Raw genomic sequence first — 25,190 nt, 5'->3', positions numbered from 1 at the left:
GCAGCGCCGCGCCGGCCGTGACATCCAGCGGCACTGGGCGCTTACCTTCTATTCGCAGTCCCGCACTTGGTCTTCCACGTCACACACCTCGAGAACTTCACGACGGCGGCCGCGGTTGCGCAGACAACGACCCTCGCGATCGCCACGCTGCCGATCGCCTTGCTGATCCGCACCCCCGGCGCGACTGAGGGGAATTCAGGGTGGATCGTGGCTAGATTTCGTGACGGTTTCGGTTGTGCAAAGGTACTGCAGCGTACCCGCGCTGCGAGGCCCACTGTCGCCTATTCGGCTTTAGTGTTGCTGGTATGGCGGGACTGGACAATTGCGTGAAGCGCTGGCGCACAGTGCTTCACGCAGTCGTGTCTGCCTTGATGGTTGTCATCCTCGGACTCGCCATTGCGCCTGTAGCTCATGCGGCTGCGGCCACGGCGACGTTGTCGGTGTCACATTCGTGGCAGACCGGTTTCATCGCCCACTTCACCGTCACCAACTCGAGCATGGCGCCGCTAAACGATTGGAAGCTGGAATTCGATATGCCGGCGGGAGAATCCGTCTCGCACACGTGGAACGGCACCATCACGCAGTCTGGCACGCATTATGTTCTCACCCCCGCGAATTGGAACCGCACCATTGCGCCCGGCAGTTCGGCCACAGGTGGTTTCAGAGGCGTGCTGAGCGGTGCCTACTCGCCACCGGTGAATTGTGTGCTCAACGGGCAATATCCTTGCACATAGCGGTGTCTGCGCACTGAGGTAGGCTCGACCGCTCCGAGGCCCACCAGCCCCAAACCGGCGCTTGATGCCGTGCAGCGGCGAGTTCGGTACATCCCGAGACCGAGGGCCAGGGCGACGCTCTACGTAGCCAACAACTTCGGAGGTTGAGATTGCCACCTAAGAAAAGATCGTGGGATCCCGCCACGAGCGTAGGAACAACGGCGACGATGGTGGCCGCGGCGCGGGCCATTGCGACCACAAATGGTGACATCGACGATCCGTACGCGGAGCCCTTGGTCCGCGCGGTCGGCGTGACCTTTCTGACCCGCTGGGCAACCGGTGAGCTGTCCGCGTCGGATGTTGACGTGGAGGGCAGCACGTGGGGCCTGGCACAGATGCCTGCATCCATCGCGGCACGCACGCGGTACTTTGACGGATTCTCTGCTGATGCGGCCGCGGCGGGCATCCGCCAGGCCGTCATTCTCGCCTCGGGCCTGGATACCCGCGCCTATCGATTGGACTGGCCCGTAGGGATGACGGTGTTCGAGATCGATCAACCGGCGGTCATCGAGTTCAAGACAACGACTCTGGCCAGTATCGGCGCCGAACCGAAAGTCGACTTCCGGCCGGTCGCGATCGACCTGCGCGAGGACTGGCCGACTGTCCTGAACGCGGCGGGCTTCGAGCCAAACAAACCTTCGGCGTGGATCGCTGAGGGTCTGTTTGGCTACCTGACACCCGAGGCCCAAGACCAACTGCTCGACGCCGTCAGCGCGCTCAGCGCGCCAGGCAGTCGACTCGGCACCGAGGCCGTCCCGAATACGGTCGACATGGACCCCGACGCGGCCCGCGAACGCATGCACGCGGCGACCGCCAAGTGGCGCCAGCACGGCTTCGAACCCGACTTCACCGTGATCGAGTTCGAGCTCGAACGCCACGACGTCGGCGAGTATCTCGACGCGCGCGGCTGGACATCGGTCGCAACTCCCATGGGTCGACTGCTCGCGGACCACGAGCTGGGGGTGATCCCACAGACAATCGACAATCGACAAACGATGAACGGTGTCACCTACTACACGTCAACGCTGAACACAGCGGGATAAATTGGCGACAAGGGCGCCGTCACGTGTGAACTTGATGTATGCCAACATCTTTCGGAGGACTGTGTTGCCGCACTGGTCCGGATCAGGTGACACTTTTCATACATTTGTGATCGATGCGCATGCGTTCACCACTGGGCGTGGCCCGGTCGAAGTCAGGGTCAGCCTACGGTCAACAGAACTTTTCCCACCGTCTCGGCGGAGTCGAGCAGCTTATGCGCCTCGGCCGCATCGGTGATCGGAACTTCGGCTGCGACGACCGGCGCCACGGCCCCCTCGGCGATCATCGGCCACAGATGCTGCCGCAGTTCGGTGACGATCTCGGCCTTGGAGCCTGGGCCTTGCTCGGGACGCCGACGCAGGTTGGTCGCGTGCACCGATCCCCTTTTGAACAGCAGTGCACCGAGATTCAGTTCCGCGGTGGCACCGCCTTGTAACCCGATGATCGTCAGGTGGCCGTTCTCGGCAAGTGCTTCCAGGTTCTTGGCCAGGTAGCTGCCGCCCATGATGTCGAGAATGACGTTGGCGCCGGGGTACTCGGCGTTGACCACAGCCGGGAAATCCTGTTCGCGGTAGTTGATCAAAGTCTGTGAGCCAAGTTCGCGGCAGCGATCCAACTTGAACTGCGTTCCCGCGGTCACCGCCACATGAGCGCCCAACGCGCGGCCCACTTGTATTGCGTGCGTGCCGATTCCGCTGCCTCCGCCGTGAATCAGCAACGTCTGGCCCCGCTTGAGGCCCCCGGTCATCACCACGTTGGACCATACCGTCGCGGCGGCTTCCGGCAAGGCTGCCGCAGCAGTGACGCTGATGCCTTGCGGCACCGGCAGCACCTGGGTGGCGGCCACGTTGACTCGTGCGGCGTATCCGCCACCAGCCATTAGCGCACACACCGCGTCGCCGGGAGTCCAATCCTTCACTCCTGCACCGACTTCAGCGATAACACCGGACACCTCGAGTCCGGGGATCTCGCTGGTACCCGGCGGAGGTGGGTACAGGCCCATCCGTTGCATCACATCGGCGCGGTTCACCCCCGCAGCCACCACATCGATGGCGACTTCCCCAGGGCCCGGCGAGGGAAGGTCGTCGACTTGCGACCATTCCATCACCTCCGGGTCGCCAAAACCGTTGAGTGTTATGGCATACATCCAGATTCTCCTTACCTGTTCTTCGTGGTCATGGTTCGTCGCGTATACAGGGACGTGTTTCGCCGGGCTAAGTAGGCCCGCGGGCTATCGCCCTTCCATCGTTGGAACGCGTGCGAAAAATTGCTGACGTCGGTGTATCCCAGCCGGTTCGACACCTGCTCGACGGTCATGCCGCTTCGGAGTAATTCCGTCCCCAGATGTTGGCGCACTTCGTCGAGCAGCCGGCGGAACGAGGTTCCCTCCGCCTCCAGTTGCCGTCGCAGCGTCCTGGTGCTGGTAACCAGCCGATCCGCCACTTGGGCCAGACTCGGGGGCCGAGTCGGGTTGGCCAGCAACAGATCACGCACCAAACCGGCGCGGCCCGTTCTCGCTTCGCGCTGCTCGAGCAGCATTCGACATTGCTGCTCGGCGAGTTTGGCGGTGTGGGTGCTCGCCTGGGGGAGTGGAACGTGCAACTGTTCCGCACAGAGGGTGACGGAGGTTTCTGCGTGGTCGAATTCAGGCGCCGCACCGAACATCTCTTCATAGAACAGGAGGTCTGGCCCCGGATCTGGGAGAGCGAACGCGATACGGCTCGGTGGTGGCGACGCGCCGAAGATCTCGCGGTACAAGTTCGGGATGGCTGCGGCGTCGCGTTCCAGGACGAACCTGCGCACCGGCGCCGGCACGGAACGGGCATCGATGACGATCGAAAGTTCGTCCCCATGTTGACGTGTTTCGAAGGCGCAGAAAGCGTAGCTGAGTCGCACAAATCGCACGGCGACGTCGATCGCCTCACCCAGGGTCGGGCTGGTGAGGATGGCAAATCCCCACACCCCGAAGGCAGTGACCGGATATCTCGCCGCGACCTGCAGGCCGAGCCCCGGCCGGTCCCCGAGCGCGGAGACTATATTCGCGATCGCCTTGAGTTCTTGTTGTCCGCTGACTTCGGCGGCAGGGCTCCGGACGGCTGCCGGCGTCGTCCTGGTACCAGCGAGACAGTGTTTTGAGGTCAATCCGAGCTCAGCGGCCCAGTCGAGCATCACCACCAGACTCGCGGCCGACCTTTTGGATTGCAGGTCAAGTGTCGTCATCGGGTGCGCACCCGCTGGCGGTATTCGCGGGGGCCGACACCTTTCCAGCGTCGGAAGGCCTGGGTAAAACTTGACGCCTGCGAATAGCCAAGGCGTTCAGCAATTTCCGCGACGGTACGTCCGTCGCTGACGAGCAGTTCCTCGGCGAGCGCCTCACGTACCTCTTCCTGCAATACGCGCAACGACACCCCTTCGAGAGCGAGGTGCCGCCGAAGCGTCCGTGAGCTGACCGTCAGTTGCCGCGCGGCGTCGTCGAGCGACAGCGCCGGCGACGGGTTCGCCAACATCAGGTCGCGCAGCAGGCCCGCGACGCCGGCACGTGCGGACCTTTGCCGCAGCAGTTCGACGGCGTGCTTCTCTGCCATCGAGCGGGCGTACTGATTCGCCTGCGGCAGCGGCTTGGCCAGCGACTCCCGGTCGGCGATGAGGCAGTCCTGCGGTGCATCAAACTCGGGCTCGAGCCCGAACACCTCGATGTATTTCTGCACCACTTCCTCTGCTGGCCGTGTCATCGTGTAGGCAACCCGCAGTTCGACATCAGGCGCCATGAGCAGGTCGCGTTGCAAGGTCTGAATCCCGACGCTGTCGCGTTCGACCGCGAACGCGCGTAAGTCGACGGGCAGGGCCGAAGGGTCCAGAATCAACCGGACGGCATCTCCCTCCGGGTCGGCGGCGGCGCTGAGCCGGCACAGGCAGAAGCTCAGTGCGGCCAGTGACATGCCGACCGACATCGCATCTCCCAATGTCTCAGAGCTCATGAGTGCCAACCCCCAGATCCCGGGTGATGCGGCATGGCACCGCACGCCGGCCTCGACGCCCAACCCGGGGACGTCAGGAAGTGCGCCGAGGATGTTGCTGATGATCTGGAGTTCGTCACGAAGGCGGACCTGGACGTCGAGGTCATCGAGTGCTTCCCGAGTCAGCGGTGTGCCGCGCACTGCGTCGGTGTGCGACATTCCATGCTCTGCCGCCAGGTCGACGAGCAGCGCCGCACCTGCGGGTGAGCGCAGAACATCGTGCGTACTCACATCGACCCCACCTGGGCGTAGCTGGCTGATTGCTCTCATCATGCGCTAGGCCGGCCGCACACAACAGGTGATGGATGGCCAACTAGTTGTGAGAAGTGGCCAGCTCGGTGGCGCCCAGGACTTTCGGTGGAATCCTGGGAGGATGACCAAGAGCATTCTCAACGTCGTCTCCAACGTCGCCCATTACGACGACCCCGCCGAGCCGACCGGGCTGTGGCTTTCCGAGCTGACGCACGCCTACGAGATCTTCGCCGAAGCGGGTTACCAACAGACCATCGCCAGCCCGAAAGGCGGCACTTCACCGCTGGAGCCGCGTTCGTTGAAGTTCCCCAGTTTCGGCAAGAGCGCCAAGGCGTGGAAGGCCGACGATACGAAGATGGCGCTGCTGGCCAGCACCGCCTCACCCGATGAGATCGACTCGACGAATTATGACGCGATCTACTTCACCGGCGGTCACGCGGTCATGTACGACTTCCCGGACAGCGAAGGCCTGCAACGCATCACGCGCGAGATCTTCGAGCGCGGGGGAGTCGTGTCCTCGGTCTGCCACGGCTACTGCGGCCTACTCAACACCGGGCTGTCGGACGGATCCCTCTTGGTTGCCGGGCGCAAGCTCACCGGGTTCGCCTGGTCGGAGGAGGTCCTGGCCCGGGTCAACAAGCTGGTGCCCTACAACGCCGAGGCGGAAATCAAGAAGCGCGGCGCCCTTTACAACAAGGGGCTGATTCCCTTTGCCCCGCACGTCGTCGTCGACGGGCGGCTGGTCACGGGCCAGAATCCGGGATCGGCCAAGGCTACGGCCAAGAAGGTCGTCTCGGTGCTGGGCGGCTAACCGGCAAGTCGGACCTGCACCAGACCGGCGCCGGCACAACCGGTGACGAGTTCGTCGAGACCGAAGGCGTCAACCGGACCAACAACCCCGGGTGTGATACCGGCCCCGGAGGCGAGTTGGTGTGCAGCCCAGGCCATCAGCTCACCGGTCAACGAGTAGGGGCTGGGTCCTTCCAGGTGAACCTCCGCGACGGCCTCACCCGACGCGGCGCGTGCCACCGCGACGACGTGACTGAGCGTGCGGGCCCGCTCGGCCGTATCGGGACCGCCGCTGTCGCCGACCGTGCGCGCCGCCAGCGCTTCGACAAGGTTGCGGCCGTAGGGAAGTCTCGCGGTGGTGTTCGCCAGCGTCGACACAAGTTGGATCGCGCGGCTCAGCTGTGGAAACCAGCCGTTGTAGACCGTCACCGAGTCAAGTCGGGGCAGCTGCGAAGGCAGGAAGAGCACCTCGGTGCCCGAGACCAGAAACGCCTTCTTGCGCGTCGTGCGCACCGGGAATTCGCGGACCTGGCGCGCGGTGGTTTCGTCGACGAGCTGCCCGTGCCGCCACACCGGCGCGGGCAGGATCAGCCCCTCGGCCATGGTCTTCCGGGTGCCCTGGCTCAGCCCGTTGCGCAGCGAGCCGATGGCAAAATAGCCGACCTCGATCGCGCGGACCGCCGAACCGCCGGCTCGTGCGGCGAGCGCACCGGCAAGCACGCCCGGAACGTAGTCATAGCCGAACGCCGGTGCGATCACGGCTCCCGCCTCGCGGGCCCGAGCGTCGTGACGCTCCCGCAGCGTACGAACGAAGCCGACCTCACCGGTGGAATCCACGTAGTGGGCGCCGGCATCGACCGCCGCCTGCGCGACGGGGTGGCCGAACTGTTCGAATGGACCGACGGTCGTGACCAGGACGTCGCCCGCGTCGACCAGGGCGCGGACACTGGCGGGGTCGCTGACATCGGCAACCCGGTATTCCAGTCCGCCGAATCCTTCGGCCAGTCTGGCCAGACGTTCGGTTCCCCGTCCGGCCAACACTGGCCGAATCCCGCGCCGCACGAGGGCGTCGATCACCAGTCCACCGGTGTACCCGGTGGCCCCGAAGACGACGATCCGGTTGGTCATGAATTGGCCCTTTCGGTCCGCGAGTTCACAACGTCGTCAGCTCCGCAGCTCGCAGATCACCACGGGTATCTCACGACTGGTCCGCGTTTGGTAATCCGCATACCCCTTGTACGCCGCAACAATCTTCGGCCACAACTCGGCCCTCTCTTGCGCGGTTGCGGTGCGGGCGTGAATCTTTCGGCGGGTACCATCGATCACCAGCTCGGTGTCGGGATGCGCCTGAAGATTCCGGTACCAGTCGGGGTTGCGGTCGTCGCCACCCTTCGACGCGACGAGGACAACCCGATCCAAATCGTGAATGGGCGTCGTCAGGTAGCAGGACCGGGGCAGCCCAGACTTGCGCCCAGTCGTATGGAGCTCGACCACCGGCATCCCAAACGGCTTGGCCAACAGCCTGTTCCCGCTAACCGTGAGGATCAACCGGTGCATGCGGTTCATCAGCCTGGCTCCGGTGTCTTTCAGGGCGTAACTGCTCACCATAAAGTTCCTGTCTCGAATGATGTTGCTGTGAATAAAGGCTCTATCCAGTTCTGGGCGGCCACTTCGCACGCAGACCGACGGACAATGTGGTTGGGTCGGATCCGATTCTTGCCGAGATCTTTTTCGAACGGCATCTTCATGGCCACTAGTCACAACTTGTTGGCCATTCATCACCTGTGGATCTGCCTGGGACGTACATAGTCTTAGCGTTGGGGGTCGATACCCACCGAACGGCTACCGACCCATACAAGGACGAGGTCAACGACAATGGCAACGCAACTCACCGAGGTCGAATTCGCTGGACAGACCGTCGAGGTGCCGAAGGGTGGGTACTACGACCGATATCGCTCGAATCCCGACCTCGACGAGGTGGCACAAGACCCCGCCGCCGGAAACATCGACTGGTTCCGACGGATCCCGAAGGTCCAGGTCGACTCGCGGATCGGACCGATTTGGGCGCCGAACTTCTACTACCGCGCGACCATCGTTCAGGCGAACATGCTCGCTCCGTTCGACCGTCTGGCGGCGATGCTTCCAGAGCCTCTCGAGCCATTGCGGGCGGTCCCCGGTTATGGAGTCGCGGCCCTGACTTTCTTCTCGTATGCGGTCTGCGACAACGATCCATATGACGAAGTGTCCGTCGCGGTCGTCATCCGAAAGCCCGGTGAACGGGGTCTGCTGTCCGGCCTGCTTCCCGAGCTCGAACTGCTGAACACCATGCGGCGCAGGAAGTTCTACGCTCACGTCCTGGCGCTACCAGTCACCACCGAGATTGCCCGGGTCCGCGGCGTCGAAGGCTACCAGCTGCCGAAGTGGCGCACCGACATCAGTGTCGACATCAGCGATGCCGTGCGGGCCGGAATCGCTGGCCCCACAGGCAAACCGGATGTGAGCCTGCAGGCGCCGCTACCAGAGTTCACCGATTTCCCATCACAGTCCCGGCTCGGCACCAACACCATGGTTCATTTGGTCGACGGGCAATGGCGCCAAACCTCGGTGCAATCGAACACGCTGTCGTTCGCGCAACGCAGCTTCCCGCGTGACGTCACACTCACCCGACACGGCGGCCCGCTGAGCGATCTTCTCGACGGGCTTGGCGCCTCCACAATCCTGCGTCTAGAGGTCACCAAAGATGCGCAACTGGTGCTGAACCTGCCGCGGCCCCTGGAAGCATTCGGCTAAAAGCTGGGACTTTGGCATCACGCGAGACGCGCGTGCCCGGCATTCACGCTGGCTGTAACCGGCGACTGCGTGGTCGACATGCCATGGAATTTGCCCGCCGATGGCCACGGTGGATTTCATCGCACCGGTGATCCTTACCCCGGTCCTCTGGCTCGCCGTCTATGCCCGCGGCGTAAGTTCGGTCGGAGCCACGAAGACCGCGACCGCCTGCCTTAGGAAGACGCGAGAGGAAGCCATGAGAACGATCGCATACCGCCACGCGGCAGTCGCCGGCCTGGCCGCCGTCGCACTGATTGCTGTGGGCTGCAGCAATGGCAAGAGCGTCGACGCGTCGGCGCCGCCTTCGGCCGGGGCGAGCGCCACCTCCACGTCTAAACCCCCGGCGCCACCCACTGAGGTGAAAGTCCTCGGGGAGGGCAACGTTGAGGTAACTCTGACCGGCCCGATCGCTGCCAAGTACTCGTCGGCAACGCAGGATCAGAAGCAGGCTCTCGGCAAGCCGCTCACGGGTGACCGCAACGCGGGAAAGCGGGAGAGCGGCTTGGTATTCCAGCAGTTCCAGGGCGGCGTGATCACCGCCAAGAACGACGAGCCCGGTACACCCGCGTTCATCACCACAGGCAAGATCCGGGAGGCCTGGAATGTGCCACGCGACCCGAACGGCGTGCCTGCGGTCACGGGCACTAACGGGTCGGCGGGTGCGCTGGGCTTTCCGACCAGCGACGTGAACACCGTCGGCGATCTGCTCGTGTCGAATTTCGAGCACGGCAAAATCGAGTACAACCCGAAGACCGGCCGGGTCGAAGTGACGGTCAACGGCAACGTCGTACCATCCGGGCTGTAGCCCGAATCAGGCGAGGTGGCACGCGGGCGCTACACCGAGATGACCGCAAGATCTTCGTCGGTGACCACGCGAACTTGCACGCTGTCCTGGCCCAAGAGCGTTGCTTTCAGCAGACGGTGGATACCGTCCAATATGACTACTCTGTCCACATGATTCACTCGTGCGTGCAGCGGAAATCTCAGATCGCAGGCGAGGGTCCGCGCCCATTGCTCGCGATACCGATCCGGGTCATCGAGTACATCTTGCGGACACACCCGAAAAGGAATTCCACCATGCGACCAGAACGGTAAGCGCAGGTGCCACGCAAGTTCTCCGACAGGTACTTTCACCTCGACCAGGCCAGGCAATTCGTGCAACTTGCCCATGTCCCAATGAATGTCCGGGATTACACCACGCAGCACATCCGGAACCTGATCTCGCAGTGGAAAGGGCCGAACCACCGCGCCATCGTCCCACCACAACCCACGGATCTTCGGCACAACATCCCCACCGAAGGGCTTCGCAGGTTCCGACTGTCCGTGCCGGAGGCGAAGCGGGCGCTCATACGGTGAGGATGTAGTCCTCGTCGTGGGGGCGGCCCAGCATCTCAGTGAGCCGCTTGCGATCGAATGGCCACAGGTCAATGTGGTTATCGCCGACGAAGTACCACGAGTTGCAGCCGGTGTTCCATACCGTCGGACCCATCGCTTTGGCGACGTCGGCGGCGAAGCGATCGGTGGCTTCATCTGTGATCTCGACGGTCCTGATCTCGCCGTCTCGGAAACGACGCAGCCATCCGGTCACGTACTGGGCCGTCAGTTCGGCGACGAATTGCATGGACATCACCCCGGTCGCCGAGTTAGGGCCCAGCACGGTGAAGAAGTTGGGGAATCCCGGGATCGCTGTCATTGCCCAGGCCCGAGGACCCTTCGCCCATGCTTCATCGATGGACAGTCCACCGCGGCCACGCAGATCGATCGGACGCATGTAGTTGTGGGCCTGAAAGCCGGTGGCGAGCACAATCGCGTCCACTTCGTGGTGGACGCCGTCGGCGGTCCGTATGCCGGTCGGGGTAATCGCGCCGATGGGTTGGGTGACCAGACTCGCATTCGGCTTCGCGATTGCTCGGTAGTAGTTATTGGAGAGCACCTGCCGTTTGCAGAACGGTTCATACTCTGGAGTGAGTCTTGACCGTAGGTCTTTATCTGGCACCAGGATTCGCAAACACAACCGTGCATAGCCCTGGGCCAAGCGCCGGCGCCATGTTGGTCGGATGAGCACGTCGGCAAACAGATCGGAACCGATGCGCTGCGCCCATCCCACCGTCCATCTGAGCCCCGGAAGGACTCGCAGCAGCCAGCTCACGAGTCGTGGTTGGCGCAGTCCCATCGGCGCCCACATCACCCACTGTGGTGTGCGCACAAAATGCGTGATATGCCCAGCATCGGATTGCAACGCGGCAAAGATCTGAACCCCAGTCGATCCCATGCCGATCACCGCCACACGCTTGCCCGCGGTGTCGGCCCCTGTCCAGCAAGCGGTGTGCACGATGGGTCCAGTAAACGAGTCGATGCCGTCGATATCGGGGATCACTGGGTGGTGCAGCACGCCGGTGGCGGCCACGAGGAAGTCGGCGTCGAGTTCCTCGCCACTCTTGGTGGAGACCCGCCATCGGTTGTCGACAAACACCGCCGCGTTGACTTCGCAGCACAATCTCAAATGCCGGCCGAGCCCCAGGTGTTCGACCAAGTCGCGGTGGTAGCGCTGAATTTCCTCACCGGTGGCCCAAAAATGCGTCCAATCCGGTTTGGGTGCGAACGCGAATTGATATGCGTGGGAAGGGATGTCGCACCTCAGGCCAGGATATCGGTTCCAGTGCCACACACCACCGACGTCCGAGCCCTTTTCCAGAATTGTGAAGTTCGTGAAGCCTGCCTCCAGCAAGGTGTGCGCGACAGCAATGCCGGCCATACCGGCACCCACGATCACGATGTAAGGATCTCTGTGGCGACCTGGCTTGGTCATGTCGCTGCTCCTCCGAGTGCGCTCATCAGCATGTAAACCCGCTGCCGAACCAATCGCCCCTCATCATCCCAACGGGCGGACGTTGTGGATAGACATGGCGATCCACTATTTCTCGATGGGACCGAGCCAGATCGGGACCATGCTGTACCAACAAGATCGCCAGTCGCACCCGCCCTTCTGCCAGCCGCGGACCTAATCCTTCAAGGCATTTTGCAGTCGATGTCGGCACCGTCGAGCGTGTCCAACTGATGCAATAACGGCCTGGTCTCGACAACTATGGATTGCCTTGTACTGCAACGACTTAAGGCAGCGATCGGCGCTGCGTTGGCGCGATCGGCCCGTGCTTACATGGTTATTTCACCGCTTTCCCGACTGGGGAGGAACCACTTAAGGTCGATTACCCGCCATGTTCGTGGCCCCCGTATTCCTTCGATACGAATCACGAATCGCCCGAGGTTTATGGAGGAAGAGCCAGTCCGCATGCATGTCTGCGACACGGATTTCGCCGCATCATGTAGAGCGCGGCATAGTTCAGCAGTTGGCGGGTGCGAGGCCGCCGGCACGGCCGAACATCTGTGTACGGGACAAATCGCCGCCCGCACACCTGCCGGCCAATTACTGTTCGATCCGGCCGGCGATCATCTCGGTCCACTCGGTGACATATTGCTCGTCGGTTGTGTCGAAGTGGTTGGAGTCGAACATGATTCGGGAGGTGCGTCTGCCGACCAAGGCGTCGACACCGACTGCGGCGATCTGCCCGACCTCGGAGAGGTCCGGGGCGCAAGTTTTGATCCAGTCGCCGAGTGCGCTGTATAGGCCGTCGATCAGCGCAGCGTAGGCGTCGGCGAGCCGTTGTGATTCGCCGGCCGGGGTACGGGCAACGACTTGCAGGAACTCGCTTTCTTGGTCGACCACGCTCATCAAATACCGGCACAGCAACGACAATTCGGTGCGCAGGTCGCCGCGACCCGCGAACAGCGCGCTGATGTCGTGCATGGCGCGACGCCGGTCGAGCTGGCGGTCGATCACCGCAGTTAGCAACTCCTGCTTGGACTTGAAGTGGTTGTAGAGCCCTCCACACCCTGGCACCAGTCCGGCCGCTTGCTCGATCTGCTTGACGCTGGTCGCACGATAGCCCTGCTGGCCGAAGAGACGCATCGCCTCGGTGATTAAACGCTCTTTGGTCGGGAGATCGACCCTTGACCCGCTCATAATCATCCGATTATATTTGGTAATCAAGCGCTATATCAAGTCCTGCTAGGGAGGGGGCGCGATGACCGAGATCGGAGCGCAGATTCCCCGCGGCCGGGTGCGCCGCACCATGCCGATGGCCGGCTTCACTGCCCGCGCCGCCGGTGGGCGCATGCTGGCCGGGCTACGGGAAAAAGCCGGCGACGCCGGAGCGGTGCAACGATTCCACGAGCGCACCGCCGAGCGCTACGTCGAGCTGCTCGGTCACTCCAAAGGCGTGCTGATGAAAGCCGGTCAGATGATCTCGATGGTCGACACCGGTGCGCTGGGAGCTGGTGAATTGTCCCCATATCAACAGGCGCTGACACGGCTGCAGGCTGACGCGCCGCCCATGGATCCCGCGCTGGCGCTGGAGATCCTGCAGGCTCAGCTGGGCCGCCCGGTGGACGCGGTGTTCGCTGACTTCACCGCCCAACCCATGGCCGCGGCCTCCATCGGCCAGGTCCATCGCGGTGTGCTGCTGGACGGTCGCCAGGTCGCCGTCAAGATCCAATATCCCGGTGTCGCACAAGCGATTCACGACGACCTGGCCAACACCGAACTCTTGACCACCCTGTTTCGGCTCACTGCCGGCGCATTCGGGGCGGCGATGCCCGACATCGACGGCGCCTCAGCCGAAATTGCCGACCGCATCTCCGAAGAAGTCGACTACCGGCGCGAAGCCGCCAACATCACCGCTTTCGCCGACCTGTACCGCGGGCATCCCTTCATCCGGGTACCGGAACTTGTGTCTGAGGCGTCTTCGGATCAGGTGTTGACAATGACGTACCTGGACGGAATGGACTGGGCTGCAGCCCAACACGCCGACCAAGAGCTGAAAAACCGCTGGGCCGAAGTCATCGCGCGGTTCGTCTTCGGCTCCTATCGGCACGCCAACCTATTCCACGCCGATCCGCACCCGGGCAATTACCGCTTCGGCGCCGATGGCACCGTCGGGTTCGTCGACTTCGGATGCATCAAACGCCTGACCGAGCCACAACGCCAACGCATCGTCACAGTCGTGCGCGCCGCCGTCGACGGGCGCAAGGACGACCTTCGCGACATCATGATCGACAGCGGATTCTTTACCGCCGATTCCGCGCTGACCGCCGATGACACCTATCAGTGGTGGCAGGGCATCCTCTACGAAACCATGGACAGCCAGCCGGCGACCTACACCGAACACGCCTCGGCGCGTGCCATCCAATTTCTGCTTGATGTTCGCGCCCCCGATCACCCCATGCGCCAGATGTCGATCCCACCCGACCTGGTGTTCTTCTCGCGGATCAACCTGTCTATGAACGCCGTGTTCTCCGCGCTGCGCGCCTGCATCTACAACCGGGGCCTGCTCGACGATATGGATGGCGTCGCACCGCCGGTTACCGAGTTAGGCCGCCAACACCTCACCTGGGTCAACCAGCGGGGCCTGCCGTTGGGAGTGGACAACCATGACCAGCGCTGACGTCGCCAGCATCCGGCTGCCCTGGGATGCCGCCGATCCCTATCCCTTCTACGAGGCGCGCCGCGCCGACGGGGAGGTGGTGTGGGATGACACCGCCCAAGCGTGGCTGGCACTGAGCTATGAGGCCGCGCGCGAAGTCCTCGGCGGATCCGGCTGGACTAGTGATCCAGTCGCCAACCCACTGGCTCGAGCTGCGATTGATCCGCTTAGCGCGGACTTCTTCGCCGGGTCCATGTTGTTCGCCGACGGAACCCGGCACACGCGGCTACGCACCGCGGTGCGTGACGTGTTTACCCGATCATTCGTTGCCAATCTGGGCGCAGGTGTCGAGGCGATCACCGCCGCTCTGATCGGCGAGCCCGAAGTCGCTGTGCCGTTTGATTTCATGGCAGAGATCGCGCTGCCGCTACCGATCGCAGTTATTTGCAGCTGGCTGAATCTGCAGCCCGCCACCGCCCGTCTGCTGCGGGAACTGTCGCCGGTGATCATCCGCATGCTTGGCGCTCTCGCCGATGCAGACGAGATCGCCGCTGGCGCGGCGGCCGGCGCCGCGCTGGTGGCCGAGTTCCTTCCCATGGCCGCCGACCGGCGCACCCACTCTGGTGACGATCTACTCAGCTTCATCGCCGCCGACCCCGACATCTCACTCGAAGAGGTCGCCGCGACCGCGATACTCATCGCCGTCGCCGGACACGAAACCACAGCCAATATGCTTGGCGCCGGCATCGTTACGCTACTCACCGCAGCCGACGATGGCAGCCGCGTCCTCGACCGCATCGACCCCGCCGACCCCGCACTGGTGACCGAGCTACTTCGGCTGCACGGGCCGGTGCAGTCCACGGTGCGTACCGCTACCACCGACCACACAATCGCCGGCACCCAGATCGCGGCCGGTGACACCGTGCTTGTCGTAGTCGCGGCCGCAAACCGCGATCCCGCGGTGTTCGACCAACCCGACCAGTTCCGGCTCGACCGACACGGGTCCGCGCCGCTGTCGTTCGGTTACGGGGCGCACTACTGCCTAGGTGCTGCCGTCGCGCAACTCGAACTCCGTACCGCGATACCCAAAACCCTTGAACGCCAGCCTGTTCTGGCCGGATCGGTGCATTGGCGGGACACGGCAGCCATCCGCGGCCCGCTGAGCGTGCCCCTGATCTTCACCAGCAGGTAGGGCGCGACCAGAAACAAGGGTGAGTGGGCGATGCGCATCTTCCTTACCGGCGGAACCGGCGCTATCGGCAGCTACGCGGCGCCTGCACTGGTCGCCGCGGGACACACGGTGTCAGCATTGGCCCGCACACCCGGCAAGGCCGCAACGCTTAGGAGCCAAGGGGCTCAACCAGTCTCGGTGTCCCTATTCGACTGTGAAGGTCTCACCGCCGCGTTCGCGGGCCACGACGCGGTGGTCAACCTCGCGTCAGCGCTGCCACCGGCACACCGGATGATCCTCACGTCGGCCTGGACCGCCAACCACCGCGTTCGTGCCGAGGGATCAGCCAACGTCGTCGACGCCGCGTTGAAAGTCGGCATCGCGCGGCTCATCCAAGAGTCGATCGTGATGATCTACCGCGACGGGGGCGACCGCTGGATTGACGAGGACTGGCCCACTGACCGCTTTCCCGCCGCGGCCGGAAATCACGCCGCCGAAGCCAGTGCGCAACGATTTATCGATGGCGGGGGAGTGGCTCTGACCCTTCGTTTCGGCATCTTCTACGGGCTCGGCGCCGCCCACAGCGAGCAAATAATGGCACTCGCACGCCGCCACATCGGATTCCAGGCCGGCCGCCCTGACAGCTACATTTCATCGATCCATGTCGCCGACGCTGCCAGCGCCGTCGTCGCCGCACTCGAAGTGCCTTCCGGTACCTACAGCGTGGTTGACGACCAACCTGTCACCGCACGCGACAACAGCAACGCCATGGCCGCCGCCGTTGGAACCAACACGTGGCTTCGTGCTCCGGGCCGCGCCGCGTCGCTGCTCGGTCAGCGCACCACATCGCTAACCCGCTCACTGCGAGTCAGCAACGCCCGATTCCAGACCGCCACCGCATGGAAGCCCCGGTACCCCAGTGTGTGGGAGGGCTACCGAGCCATGGCCGGGGGAAGGAGCCAACAGTGACGCCGGTCTACGGCAGCGGACTAGGCGATCTTCCGATAGCGCAACAGGTCGTAACGTGCTACGCAACAGTGCAATTCCATTCATCGATTCATCAAACGAATGCGTATACGCCAACCACTCGAACGCGTTAGGCAAAACCCAGTGGCCCAGGGGTACGAAGCCAAACGGCCATGGCCCGGTCACGAAATCCAGCGCAAGCCCCACCTATTCTTCGAGGTCGGGCGCGAGAGGCAGGCCGAGGGGAATCCTGATGTCGCCGCCATGGATCAAGATATCGGCGAAAAGGCCACCGGCTTGACCACCGGCGGACTTAAGCGGCAATTGGGGTGACGTTCGTTCGTGACCGCGTTGGCGACACGCTCGCGGTCCAATCGCACGAGAGCGACTGTCGGCCGAACTCGGGCCCGACGTCGCTACGCTGCTGCGTTATGCAGCAGACGCGCCTCGACACCGCCCGCATCCGGGCGGCTCGTCGGGTGATCGACCCGATTTTTCTCGACACGCCGCTGTACCGCTGCGAGGCGCTGGAACACCTCGGCTGCACCGTGAGCATCAAGCTCGAAACGGCGAACCCGGTCCGTAGCTTCAAGGCTCGCGGGACCGAGGTAGTCGCGAGCCGGCTTGCCTACAAAGGCTCGCCCGCCGTGGTGTGTGGCAGCGCGGGCAACCTCGGACAAGCCCTGGCTTGGTCTGGTCGCGCCAGGGGTCTCGAGGTCACAGTCGTGGCATCCCGGTTTGCACCTGCGGTCAAGCTCGATCACATCCGCGCGCTGGGCGCGAGATTGGAGTTGGTGGACGGCGATAACGAGATGGCACGGACCCGGGCGGCAGCCATCGCGCGGCATGAAGGCATCGGGCTGCTCGATGACAGCTCGGACATCGAAACCTGTGAGGGCGCGGCGACCATTGGCCTGGAACTGGCGGAGGCCGTTTCGTCGTTCGACGCTGTGCTTATCGCTCTCGGGGGCGGAGCGCTGGCTACCGGTGTCGGGCATGTGATGAAGACCCTCGCGCCCGACGTCGAGGTGATCTGTGTTCAGCCGGCCGGCGCACCGGCGATGACACGTTCGTGGCTCAGCGGCGCGTTGTCACCACCGAGTCGACTGACACCATCGCAGACGCTGTCGCCGGCCGGTGTCCAATTCCGGAGGTCCTCGACGACCTCCTCCTGGTCGGTGACGACGCTGTCCTGGTCCAGGAAGCATCGATCATCGCGGGTATGCGGGTACTTCTGGAGGACGCTGGCCTCGTGGTCGAACCGTCGGCCGCGCTCGGCATCGCGGCCATCCTCGAAGACCGTGACCGCTTCGCTGGCCGCCACGTAGTCACCATCGTGTGCGGCAGCAACGTCGACGTAGACGCGTATCATCGCTGGGTCGATGCGGCCGTCATCCGCAGGCCTTGATGGCCGCCGCTGATACCCATGCCAATCGAAGCTCGGCGGCCTGTTGCTCCAGGTGCGATTGATCGAAACCTTCACTGCGACAGGCAATTCTGGCTGAGCGGAATGCAGCGGAGCGAGGGGCACTGACCAAACGTCGAGACTGCAGCAGGCATGCGGCGCATGATGTGGAGGGCAAGTGTGCTTCGCCAATTTGTTGACGGTACCTACTCCGCAGGTCTGGGTACGGCGCCTAGGCTCTCGGCGGTATTTTTCAGTGCGAGCAGTGTGCGCTTCATGTCGTTGATCATTCGAGGTCCGCGCAGCCAGCCCACCATCCGCCAGTACAGACGCATCGCGGGGATGTCCTCGAGTTCGAACCGCTCGGTGACCACCGTTCCATCGCTGTTCGCGGGTTCGAATGTGTAGCGCCATGTCAGGCAGACGGTGTTCTTGGGTGCGATCGGAAGTCCCATTGGCCGTGAGCGCACCGTGAAGGCGAATACTCGATTGGGTTCACACTCGGTGATCATGCAGGACGTCCAGTAGGTGGGTCCTTTTCCGTTGCGTTTGACCCGACCCCGGAACTTCACGCCGGGACTGGGGCCTGTTGCGCCGTTGAGCCATTCGGCCGCGATGGTCTCTGGGCTGAATCGTCCGATCTGCGTAACGTCGCTGACCAGGTTCCATACAGCCGAGGGCGGGGCACTGATTCGGACGGTCGCTGACCCCCGCATGGGCCGAGAATCGCGGGCCTCCCGCCCGGTTCGGCGTGACAACGGTCAGGTCCATTCGCTACAAAGCCGATTCGGACCGGCCAGCGGAGGGTAGGGGGTCTGATCTGGCTCGGTCGGACGCTTGGGTGGATGGCCAGTCATCGCTTAACCCTTCGTATGAGAGCCGCCGAGTTACTAGCCACCGTAGTACCGTGGCGGACTTGCGTCACGAGCTGCAGTCTCGCCGTGATTCGTAATTGCCACCAGCCGATTCCGGCCAGGCGAGGGACGGTCGGGACTATCGCCCCCCAACATGCCTTACTGTTACTTGAGAGTACTCTTATTATTCTTAATATTCGTGTACGCTCACTCGCCATGGACTTGCGAAGCGGTGGCGTGGGCGGTGATCACTCGGCTCGTTTCGTGGTCGTGATGCCGCGCCGATGCTGAGTCGGAAGGGGCCGTGGGTGAGTGAGCGTGGTGAGCACGCGGTTGTGTTGGGCGCGGGGATAGCGGGTTTGCTTGCCGCGCGGGTGCTTTCGCCTGACGGTCGACCGCCACAACCTCGTCATCACCAGCCAGCGCGGCGCCGGCTCCACCGCCCCAGCCAACACCTAAGCCGTTCATGACTTCGCACAACGATGTGAACTCAACCATGTCGTACAAACCGGTGATCATCGTCGGGGGAGGCCCAATCGGGCTGGCCGCTGCCCTGGAACTCGCCAGGTTCGATGTTCCCAGCGTTGTTGTCGAGCGTCATGATTCAACATCGTGGCATCCCAAGGCCCGCAACCTAAATGCGCGGACGATGGAGATCGCCCGAGGGTGGGGAAGCGCGGTGTATCAACGGCTGCGCGGCATCGATATCCCGCCCGGCTGGAAGAGCCCGATGAGGTATCTGGACACGATTGTCGGTCGGCAGGTGGGTCAGATCGAGACGGGAGGTTTCGAAGGCCCCGGGCCGACGATCAGCCCGGCACTCCCGATCATGTCCTCGCAGGACCTGACCGAACCCGTCCTGCGTGACGCAGCGGAGGCCACGGGAATCGTCGACCTTCGGTTCGGTCACCAGGTCACCGACGTGCTATCCGGGTCCAGCGACCACGACACCGAAGCGGCCGTGGCAGTCCGCGTCAACGCCACGGGAGACACCTACACTCTGGCCGGGGAAGCGCTTGTTGCCGCCGATGGTGTCGACAGCACGATACGTCGCCAACTTGGCATCGCCTTGAACGGCGAGCAGGGCATCCATCACTTCGTCAACGGCTACTTCTGTGCCGATATCGAACGCCATGTCGGAGAACGCCGGGGCGTATTGTTTTTCGTCGCCAACCCTGATGCCGCCGGCCTGCTGCAACCACTCGACGGGCACGGCCGCTGGCTATGCCAGATCGGCGTATCGCCGGACCAGTGGGTGCGCGAGCTCTGGGACGCCGAGCGAGTGCGGCGGTGGGTCCGCGGCGCGGTCGGGGTTCCCCACCTCGTCGTCGAGGTGAAAGGCGTTGGGCTGTGGCAGATGAACGCAACCGTCGCTGATCGTCTGGTCGCCGGCCGCGTGGTGTTGTGCGGCGATGCCGCCCACCAATTCCCGCCCACCGGAGGACTGGGAGTCAATACCGGACTGCAAGGCATGCACAACGCCATGTGGAAGCTGGCCTTATGCATCCGTGGCCTGGCCGGGTGGTCGTTACTCAAGACCTACGAGGACGAACGTCGCCCACCCACGATCACCACGATCCACCAGTGTTTGCAAAATCACCGTGATCTCGCGCGGCTTGCCGCGGCTTACTACTATCCCGCGAGCAGTGACCTCACTGCCGAGGAGGCCGAGCGGGAGAGCCGACGCTTCGGCAATCATTTCGGCGTTGAGTTCGGCACGGTGTATCGCTCGGCCGCCGTCATCGTCGACGGCACAAATCCTCCCGACGTCGACGACAGCTATAGCGACTACGCGCCCTGCGCGACGCCGGGCTGCCGCGCGCCGCATGCCTGGCTGGGCAACGAATCTGCACCGGTCTCGACGCTCGATCTACTCGGCGCCGGGTTCACGGTGCTTACCGGTCCTGGCGGGGCAATCTGGCGGAAAGCAGCCACGGTTGCTGCTCGAGAGCTCGGGGTGCCCATAGCTAGCTACGCGATCGGCGATCCGGGATTGGTCGACCACACCAACACGTTCTTCGACCTCTACAGAATCGGCCGCGACGGGGCGGTCCTCGTGCGTCCCGACGGATATGTCGCCTGGCGCAACCCAACCGGACACTGCGAGGGTGTCCCACTCATTCAAGCCATCAGACAGATCCTGGATCGCCGGGCAGAGGAACGCTTGCGCATGCCGAGCGGCGGCGGTCAGTCCGACAGTGCGATCGGGCATAGGTAGAACCCTAGGCCCGGGACCCACTGATCAAGATGGCCACGAAATCTGAGTCAGTTATCTGGCGCGGTCGGGGATACGGTCAAACAGTGAACAATGACATAGCTGCGCCATTGAATCTATGGTCCGAGGACGACGGTGGCCGTTCTTACTTGCGAGCTCTACCAGTCCTGTCAGGAACAGGCTCCAGTTTCGAAACCCACAAGGCTCCCGCGCACCCGATTCCGCTCTTTGTGACATGGCTGCAGCAAGCGGTCGACGCTGGTGTTGCGGAGCCGCACGCGATGACGATCTCAACGGTCGACTCGCAGGGGATGCCGCGAGCACGGGTGCTCATCTTGAAGGCAGTCGATGATGCCGGTTGGCATTTCGCAATGAGTTCGGTGAGTCAAAAGGGCCGCGACCTCGACGCTCATCCCGCCGCGGCGCTGACGTTTTACTGGCCCGCGTTGGTTCGGCAGGTTCGTGTTGTCGGTGCTGTCATCAGTGATGGGGCCGCCGCAAGCGCAGAGGACTTTCGGGCCCGGCCGGTCGGTTCGCGTGCGCTGGCCTTGACTTTGCGTCAAAGTCAGCCGCTGCCCGATATGTCCGAGCTCGATACCGAGATCGAGAAGGCCTATCGCCGTTTGAGTGATGAGCCCGATCTCGTTCCGGACGAATGGATGTCCTACGCGGTGTTCCCGGATGAGGTGGAGTTCTGGGAAGGCTCGCCCGATCGCCGGCATCGCCGCCTGGCCTACTACCGAGTTGACGACAGATGGGAACGAACGCAGCTATGGCCTTGACGGCGGGCGTGGCTCGCCTGAGTTTCGGCTGCGCACTCCATTCATCTAATAAATCAGACTGCGCGAGGATACACGCGTTGCGCGAGAACGAAACCGGTTGCAATCTCGAATGACTTCGAGTATCCGATACATCGTCGGCTGCCGCGGCGGAGACGACTGAAAGCAACGCGATACATTGCTGCACAGCATGATAAAGAATCTAGCGAAACTTCATTGGATCTCGGCGACATCAAGACATGTCGAATTCCTCCGAGCTCAGGGAGGACACAAGGTGCAGACGAGCCTTAGCATCGGACAGCCCGGCGACGGTGGCGACGAGCTCAGAACGATGTAGCTGGAGGCATGACCTGCGCGTTGGTATCGCCGGAAGTGGCGGCAACACCTATCACACGTCGCCGCTTGGACGACCCGCATGGAGATTCCACTGGCCGCAGTCGGGGGCCAGGACGTCGTTGACGTCCACTTCGAATCCGCCGACCTTCGGCCCGGGATTGGACGCGGTGCTCACGACGCGCTGGTAGAGAACAGCGGCGGGGTGGACCTGATCACCGGACCAGGCTCGAGTTTGCCAGGCCCACCGGCGGCCAGGTGTGCTCGAAGACCCGATAACGCCATCGGCCGCGGCCCACTGGCAGACCCTGACGCCTCCGTAGACCCCCGTGCGCTGAACCCCAAGAACTGAGTTGATTCCGCGAAACCACGGCAGCGCGGTGTGAATCCAGGTGTTGCGGTTGATGTCCTCGTCGATGGTGAAGAAAATCGGCGCACTCTGGCCGCCGCCTGCCGCGGTGTGCAAACGCCAGGCGGTGCGCGCATCCGCGACGCCGCCCGCGTAGCCGCGCGTGAAGTCTGACGGTGTCGACCCACCCGGCTTGCCGTATTGGTAGTTACTGACAATCACCAAACCCGCGGCTGTCAGTGAGTCGGCGTAGGACCGAGTGATGGGCTTGGCGCCGAACGAGGAGCCGGGACGTGACAACGAGACGTAGTTGACCACCCCGCTATAGCCGGCAGCCCGGATCTGCTGCGCCGGAATCTGGTGTGCGGCAAAGTCGATCAGCTGAGGGGGAGCGGCGGCAGTCGCTGTCGGCATGCCGCAGGCTACCGATGCGGCACCCAGACCGGCCAACGTGGCGGCGTAGCGCAGTGCGTCGCGCCGGGAGACCGTGCGCAATGGCACATCGGTGGCGGCAGAGGGCAAATTGCGCACGGCGCAAGGTTAAACATGTGACTGTTGTTACCGATAGTGCTGCGCCAGTCGAAACGCGGTTGCATTCCCAAACAGATACCAAGTGGTGATCGTTCGGCTATAACCGCGAAGGGACATGCGGGCGAACGACCTAACCGACGACTGCCCGCGCTGCGCGCTCGGCGATGCGCATGGTCGGCGCGTTGGTGTTGCCGGAAGTGATGGTGGGCATAGCCGAAGCATCGGCCGGTAAACATCCATATTGGATTGGTGCATATCCCTCCCGCGCCGCAGCAGGGAAGGTCTTTCGTCACGATGGCAACTTCACCGCGGCTCACCCTGCTCGCCGCGCAGTGCAGGAGCACGACTGTGCTGTGGCCGTTAAGGATCGTTACCGCAATCGTGATCTCGCGCTCGTATCTTCGGATATACGAGAAAGCCGAAGCTTCGACCGTCCAATAACGCCTATAGGCGTCCCGGGGGCTGATATGACGACCGCAATCGCCGCGCACGACCCAGTCGACAATGACGTGGCCGACGGGCATGACGATCTCCTTTTGGCGGTCGCAAAAGTGAACGCAAATGGCTGCCCAAGAGACACCGTTCGCGTTGAATCGAAGCCGCGCCCGAGGCTCACGGAAGAAGAGATCGTGCGCGCGGCGATCACGGTGATTTTCGTGGCCCTCGTGACGGTGCTTGGCCTCGCCGCGGCCGCAATCTTGACAATGGGTTAGCCCGACGCAGCTTCGCGCCACCGTGGCAGCCCTCAGTCGGAGCTGGCGTGGATCCGGCTGAAGGCCGCGGTCGAGCGAAACGCTCTCAGCGCCATCCAGATCGAGTGTTCAACCCGCTAAGGAAACCAGCAGATCAAGCGGTTTCGCTTACTGGTAACGCTCCGCTGTGCGATAAACCCCGCCAAGGAACGACAGACCCTCGAAACCCAAGACAGAGTCGGCATAACGGTGGTTAGCTGATAGTCGATCAGCTACCCGAGGCTGGGCGTGTAAACGGCCGGGTACTGAGCTTAATCAAATGACGAGTATCGGCAACGCAAGGAGTATTACATGGCGGTCCGGGGCCTCAGGGCGCTCAGGAAAATCATGCAGACAACATTTGATCCAGAGCTCGTAGTCCCGAGAGACGTTAGAGTGACGGAATTTACGGACGATCATAGTTTGTCCCGGAGCGACCTTCTTCAGCATCCGCTCCCTGCCGGCTCTCTGATATGGAAATATTGGGGGCGTCTTGATGTTGCCTTTTTTGGTGGCGGAGTAGTGGGCACAATTGCGGGCGCATGGCCGCAGATGGCGAAAGCAACCGCGAATTCAGTACTTTTCACTGGTGACAGCTCCTTCGGCGCGCGCCGCAAGATATATAAAGAGCGGCGTCAGAGATCTCGTGAGTACATTTACGGTACGGTGTACGACGCACCTGAAGAAGCGATGAAATACGGACTGAAGACTCGGAATATGCACAAGGCCATCAAAGGGACCCTGCAGGATGGCACGTATCACGCTTTGAATGCGGAAACCTTTTATTTTGCGCATGTCACTTTCTTCTATCACTTATTGATCGTAATAACGGAGCAGCTGTATTTCGACGGGGCCATGCCGCGAGCCATGAAGGAGCAAATATTCGAGGAATCCAAAGAGTGGTACAGCATGTTGGGAGTGGACGATAGCCCTCAGCCGGATACCTACGACGATTTCGAGCAGTACCTGGACAACATCGAGCGTAATCATCTGGTTAATACACAGGTAACTCAGGTCATGCTCGAACAATTTATCGAGCGACGCCCGGCGCCGCGGTGGTGGCCTCCGGTCCTGAAAAAGACAGTGTGGCCCTGGGTGGCGGCGCGGCGGCAAGTCGTTGTCAACAGTTTTCCACCCCATGTGCGGGAGCTGTTCAACTTAGAGTGGACCCCCGAGGACGAGGAGATGTCGCGCCGCTTTATGCGGATGTATCGGCGGTTCTACGCAGTCGTCGAGCGTCTCGTCCCGCTGAAGTTTCTCTATTTGCCCATTGCGGTGGAAGGCTTCGAGAGGGAAGGGGTCGATCCACGCAACATCACCCTGGAGTCGGCACAGCAAGCACTCCGGGAAAGTCGCGCCCGCCGCGCCGCGCCAGAAAATTCACCAACCGATGAGACGAGCGGGGTGCTTGCTTCGGGCTAATAAGGTTGCTGGGCCGTCGGTTTCACCCGGCCGCTCTGGCCGCCCGAGGATTGCCCACTAACCACTTTGAGATCCGGTTTCCGCACCACGGCACAGGTGCGTTTGAGATAGTCAATCGCTGCGTTGAGCCTGATTGGGATCATCGCAATACGCGCCGAGGCCGGCATTGCGCGATGGGCACAACCCGCCAACCCTGTGAGATCAACGTCCGCGCGCCATCCGACTGCGGGGTTTTTGAGTTGTCCGCACCAAT

23 protein-coding genes and 1 pseudogene are annotated in these 25,190 nt (G+C 62.9%); 14 read left to right on the top strand and 10 right to left on the bottom strand.

What is annotated here, in order from left to right; genetic code table 11:
• Positions 1-305 precede the first annotated feature (305 nt).
• Positions 306-734, top strand: a complete 429-nt coding sequence (locus tag AC0KS4_RS10330) for a cellulose-binding domain-containing protein (RefSeq protein ID WP_238955775.1) — start codon at positions 306-308, stop codon at positions 732-734.
• Positions 735-940: 206 nt separating this feature from the next.
• A complete protein-coding gene (locus AC0KS4_RS10325) occupies positions 941-1,816 on the top strand; it encodes an SAM-dependent methyltransferase (RefSeq protein WP_238955774.1) in 876 nt (291 codons plus the stop codon).
• Between the two features lie 158 nt (positions 1,817-1,974).
• On the opposite strand, the gene AC0KS4_RS10320 is transcribed toward AC0KS4_RS10325, so the two are convergent.
• From AC0KS4_RS10320 to AC0KS4_RS10310, 3 genes are read right to left on the bottom strand one after another with little or no spacing between them, the layout of a single operon-like run.
• On the bottom strand, positions 1,975-2,961 hold the full coding sequence (locus tag AC0KS4_RS10320) for an NAD(P)H-quinone oxidoreductase (protein WP_238955773.1): 987 nt from the start codon (positions 2,959-2,961) through the stop codon (positions 1,975-1,977).
• 11 nt (positions 2,962-2,972) lie between these two features.
• The gene (locus AC0KS4_RS10315) at positions 2,973-4,034 is read right to left on the bottom strand and encodes an AraC family transcriptional regulator (protein WP_472408510.1); all 1,062 of its coding nucleotides are present in this window, start codon (positions 4,032-4,034) and stop codon (positions 2,973-2,975) included.
• Positions 4,031-5,101, bottom strand: coding sequence for an AraC family transcriptional regulator (locus AC0KS4_RS10310; protein ID WP_338341728.1), 1,071 nt, complete (start codon positions 5,099-5,101; stop codon positions 4,031-4,033). The genes AC0KS4_RS10315 and AC0KS4_RS10310 overlap by 4 nt, the downstream gene beginning before the upstream one ends.
• Before the next feature lie 103 nt (positions 5,102-5,204).
• On the opposite strand from AC0KS4_RS10310, the gene AC0KS4_RS10305 reads away from it, so the two are divergent.
• Entirely contained in the window at positions 5,205-5,894 is a 690-nt protein-coding gene (locus AC0KS4_RS10305) for a type 1 glutamine amidotransferase domain-containing protein (RefSeq protein ID WP_238955771.1), read from the top strand.
• Here the strand turns inward: AC0KS4_RS10305 and AC0KS4_RS10300 are convergent.
• Both AC0KS4_RS10300 and AC0KS4_RS10295 read right to left on the bottom strand, forming a co-directional pair.
• Positions 5,891-7,000 (bottom strand): saccharopine dehydrogenase family protein, encoded by a 1,110-nt coding sequence (locus AC0KS4_RS10300; RefSeq protein ID WP_238955770.1) that lies wholly within the window; start codon positions 6,998-7,000, stop codon positions 5,891-5,893. The genes AC0KS4_RS10305 and AC0KS4_RS10300 overlap by 4 nt on opposite strands.
• Positions 7,001-7,036: 36 nt before the next feature.
• Positions 7,037-7,438: a nitroreductase family deazaflavin-dependent oxidoreductase gene (locus tag AC0KS4_RS10295; protein ID WP_275254295.1), complete on the bottom strand. Its 402-nt coding sequence runs from the start codon at positions 7,436-7,438 to the stop codon at positions 7,037-7,039.
• 309 nt (positions 7,439-7,747) lie between these two features.
• Here AC0KS4_RS10295 and AC0KS4_RS10290 point away from each other — a divergent pair, with 309 nt between their 5' ends.
• Positions 7,748-8,662: an acetoacetate decarboxylase family protein gene (locus AC0KS4_RS10290; protein ID WP_238955768.1), complete on the top strand. Its 915-nt coding sequence runs from the start codon at positions 7,748-7,750 to the stop codon at positions 8,660-8,662.
• 235 nt (positions 8,663-8,897) lie between these two features.
• Entirely contained in the window at positions 8,898-9,506 is a 609-nt protein-coding gene (locus tag AC0KS4_RS10285) for an LGFP repeat-containing protein (RefSeq protein ID WP_225330418.1), read from the top strand.
• A 29-nt stretch (positions 9,507-9,535) separates the two neighbouring features.
• On the opposite strand, the gene AC0KS4_RS10280 is transcribed toward AC0KS4_RS10285, so the two are convergent.
• The 3 genes from AC0KS4_RS10280 to AC0KS4_RS10270 all read right to left on the bottom strand — a co-directional run bounded on the left by AC0KS4_RS10280 (position 9,536) and on the right by AC0KS4_RS10270 (position 12,722).
• Entirely contained in the window at positions 9,536-9,967 is a 432-nt protein-coding gene (locus tag AC0KS4_RS10280; RefSeq protein ID WP_225330415.1) for a ParB N-terminal domain-containing protein, read from the bottom strand.
• Positions 9,968-10,046: 79 nt separating this feature from the next.
• A complete protein-coding gene (locus AC0KS4_RS10275; protein WP_238955767.1) occupies positions 10,047-11,510 on the bottom strand; it encodes a flavin-containing monooxygenase in 1,464 nt (487 codons plus the stop codon).
• Between the two features lie 615 nt (positions 11,511-12,125).
• The gene (locus tag AC0KS4_RS10270) at positions 12,126-12,722 is read right to left on the bottom strand and encodes a TetR/AcrR family transcriptional regulator (RefSeq protein WP_225330413.1); all 597 of its coding nucleotides are present in this window, start codon (positions 12,720-12,722) and stop codon (positions 12,126-12,128) included.
• 61 nt (positions 12,723-12,783) lie between these two features.
• On the opposite strand from AC0KS4_RS10270, the gene AC0KS4_RS10265 reads away from it, so the two are divergent.
• From AC0KS4_RS10265 to AC0KS4_RS10245, 5 genes and pseudogenes are all read left to right on the top strand, one after another.
• The gene (locus AC0KS4_RS10265; RefSeq protein WP_238955766.1) at positions 12,784-14,202 is read left to right on the top strand and encodes an ABC1 kinase family protein; all 1,419 of its coding nucleotides are present in this window, start codon (positions 12,784-12,786) and stop codon (positions 14,200-14,202) included.
• Positions 14,189-15,373, top strand: coding sequence for a cytochrome P450 (locus AC0KS4_RS10260; protein ID WP_225330411.1), 1,185 nt, complete (start codon positions 14,189-14,191; stop codon positions 15,371-15,373). The genes AC0KS4_RS10265 and AC0KS4_RS10260 overlap by 14 nt, the downstream gene beginning before the upstream one ends.
• 30 nt (positions 15,374-15,403) lie before the next feature.
• Positions 15,404-16,321: an NAD-dependent epimerase/dehydratase family protein gene (locus AC0KS4_RS10255; protein WP_225330410.1), complete on the top strand. Its 918-nt coding sequence runs from the start codon at positions 15,404-15,406 to the stop codon at positions 16,319-16,321.
• Between the two features lie 141 nt (positions 16,322-16,462).
• On the top strand, positions 16,463-16,651 hold the full coding sequence (locus tag AC0KS4_RS10250) for a hypothetical protein (RefSeq protein WP_225330409.1): 189 nt from the start codon (positions 16,463-16,465) through the stop codon (positions 16,649-16,651).
• A gap of 98 nt (positions 16,652-16,749) precedes the next feature.
• Positions 16,750-17,726: pseudogene (locus AC0KS4_RS10245) on the top strand (threonine ammonia-lyase).
• Between the two features lie 203 nt (positions 17,727-17,929).
• Here AC0KS4_RS10245 and AC0KS4_RS10240 read toward each other — a convergent pair.
• Positions 17,930-18,439 carry an SRPBCC family protein gene (locus tag AC0KS4_RS10240; protein WP_225330407.1) on the bottom strand — a complete coding sequence of 170 codons (510 nt, stop codon included), beginning with the start codon at positions 18,437-18,439 and terminating at the stop codon, positions 17,930-17,932.
• 634 nt (positions 18,440-19,073) lie between these two features.
• On the opposite strand from AC0KS4_RS10240, the gene AC0KS4_RS10235 reads away from it, so the two are divergent.
• The gene (locus tag AC0KS4_RS10235) at positions 19,074-20,795 is read left to right on the top strand and encodes an FAD-dependent monooxygenase (protein WP_238955764.1); all 1,722 of its coding nucleotides are present in this window, start codon (positions 19,074-19,076) and stop codon (positions 20,793-20,795) included.
• Positions 20,796-20,902: 107 nt separating this feature from the next.
• Complete coding sequence (locus tag AC0KS4_RS10230; RefSeq protein ID WP_225330417.1) at positions 20,903-21,574, top strand: pyridoxine/pyridoxamine 5'-phosphate oxidase; 672 nt, start codon at positions 20,903-20,905, stop codon at positions 21,572-21,574.
• Positions 21,575-21,959: 385 nt separating this feature from the next.
• Here the strand turns inward: AC0KS4_RS10230 and AC0KS4_RS10225 are convergent, their stop codons facing one another.
• The gene (locus AC0KS4_RS10225) at positions 21,960-22,784 is read right to left on the bottom strand and encodes a DUF1906 domain-containing protein (protein WP_238955763.1); all 825 of its coding nucleotides are present in this window, start codon (positions 22,782-22,784) and stop codon (positions 21,960-21,962) included.
• Positions 22,785-22,954: 170 nt separating this feature from the next.
• On the opposite strand from AC0KS4_RS10225, the gene AC0KS4_RS10220 reads away from it, so the two are divergent.
• The gene (locus AC0KS4_RS10220) at positions 22,955-23,497 is read left to right on the top strand and encodes a hypothetical protein (RefSeq protein WP_425326348.1); all 543 of its coding nucleotides are present in this window, start codon (positions 22,955-22,957) and stop codon (positions 23,495-23,497) included.
• 330 nt (positions 23,498-23,827) lie between these two features.
• Positions 23,828-24,937 (top strand): oxygenase MpaB family protein, encoded by a 1,110-nt coding sequence (locus AC0KS4_RS10215; protein ID WP_238955762.1) that lies wholly within the window; start codon positions 23,828-23,830, stop codon positions 24,935-24,937.
• The last annotated feature ends 253 nt before the right edge of the window (positions 24,938-25,190 follow it).

The sequence above is a fragment of the Mycobacterium sp. NTMscope_MAC_12 genome (assembly GCF_976985675.1).
The sequence above is the reverse complement of the archived record's forward strand: the minus strand, read 5'-3'. Positions and strand labels throughout refer to the sequence as shown.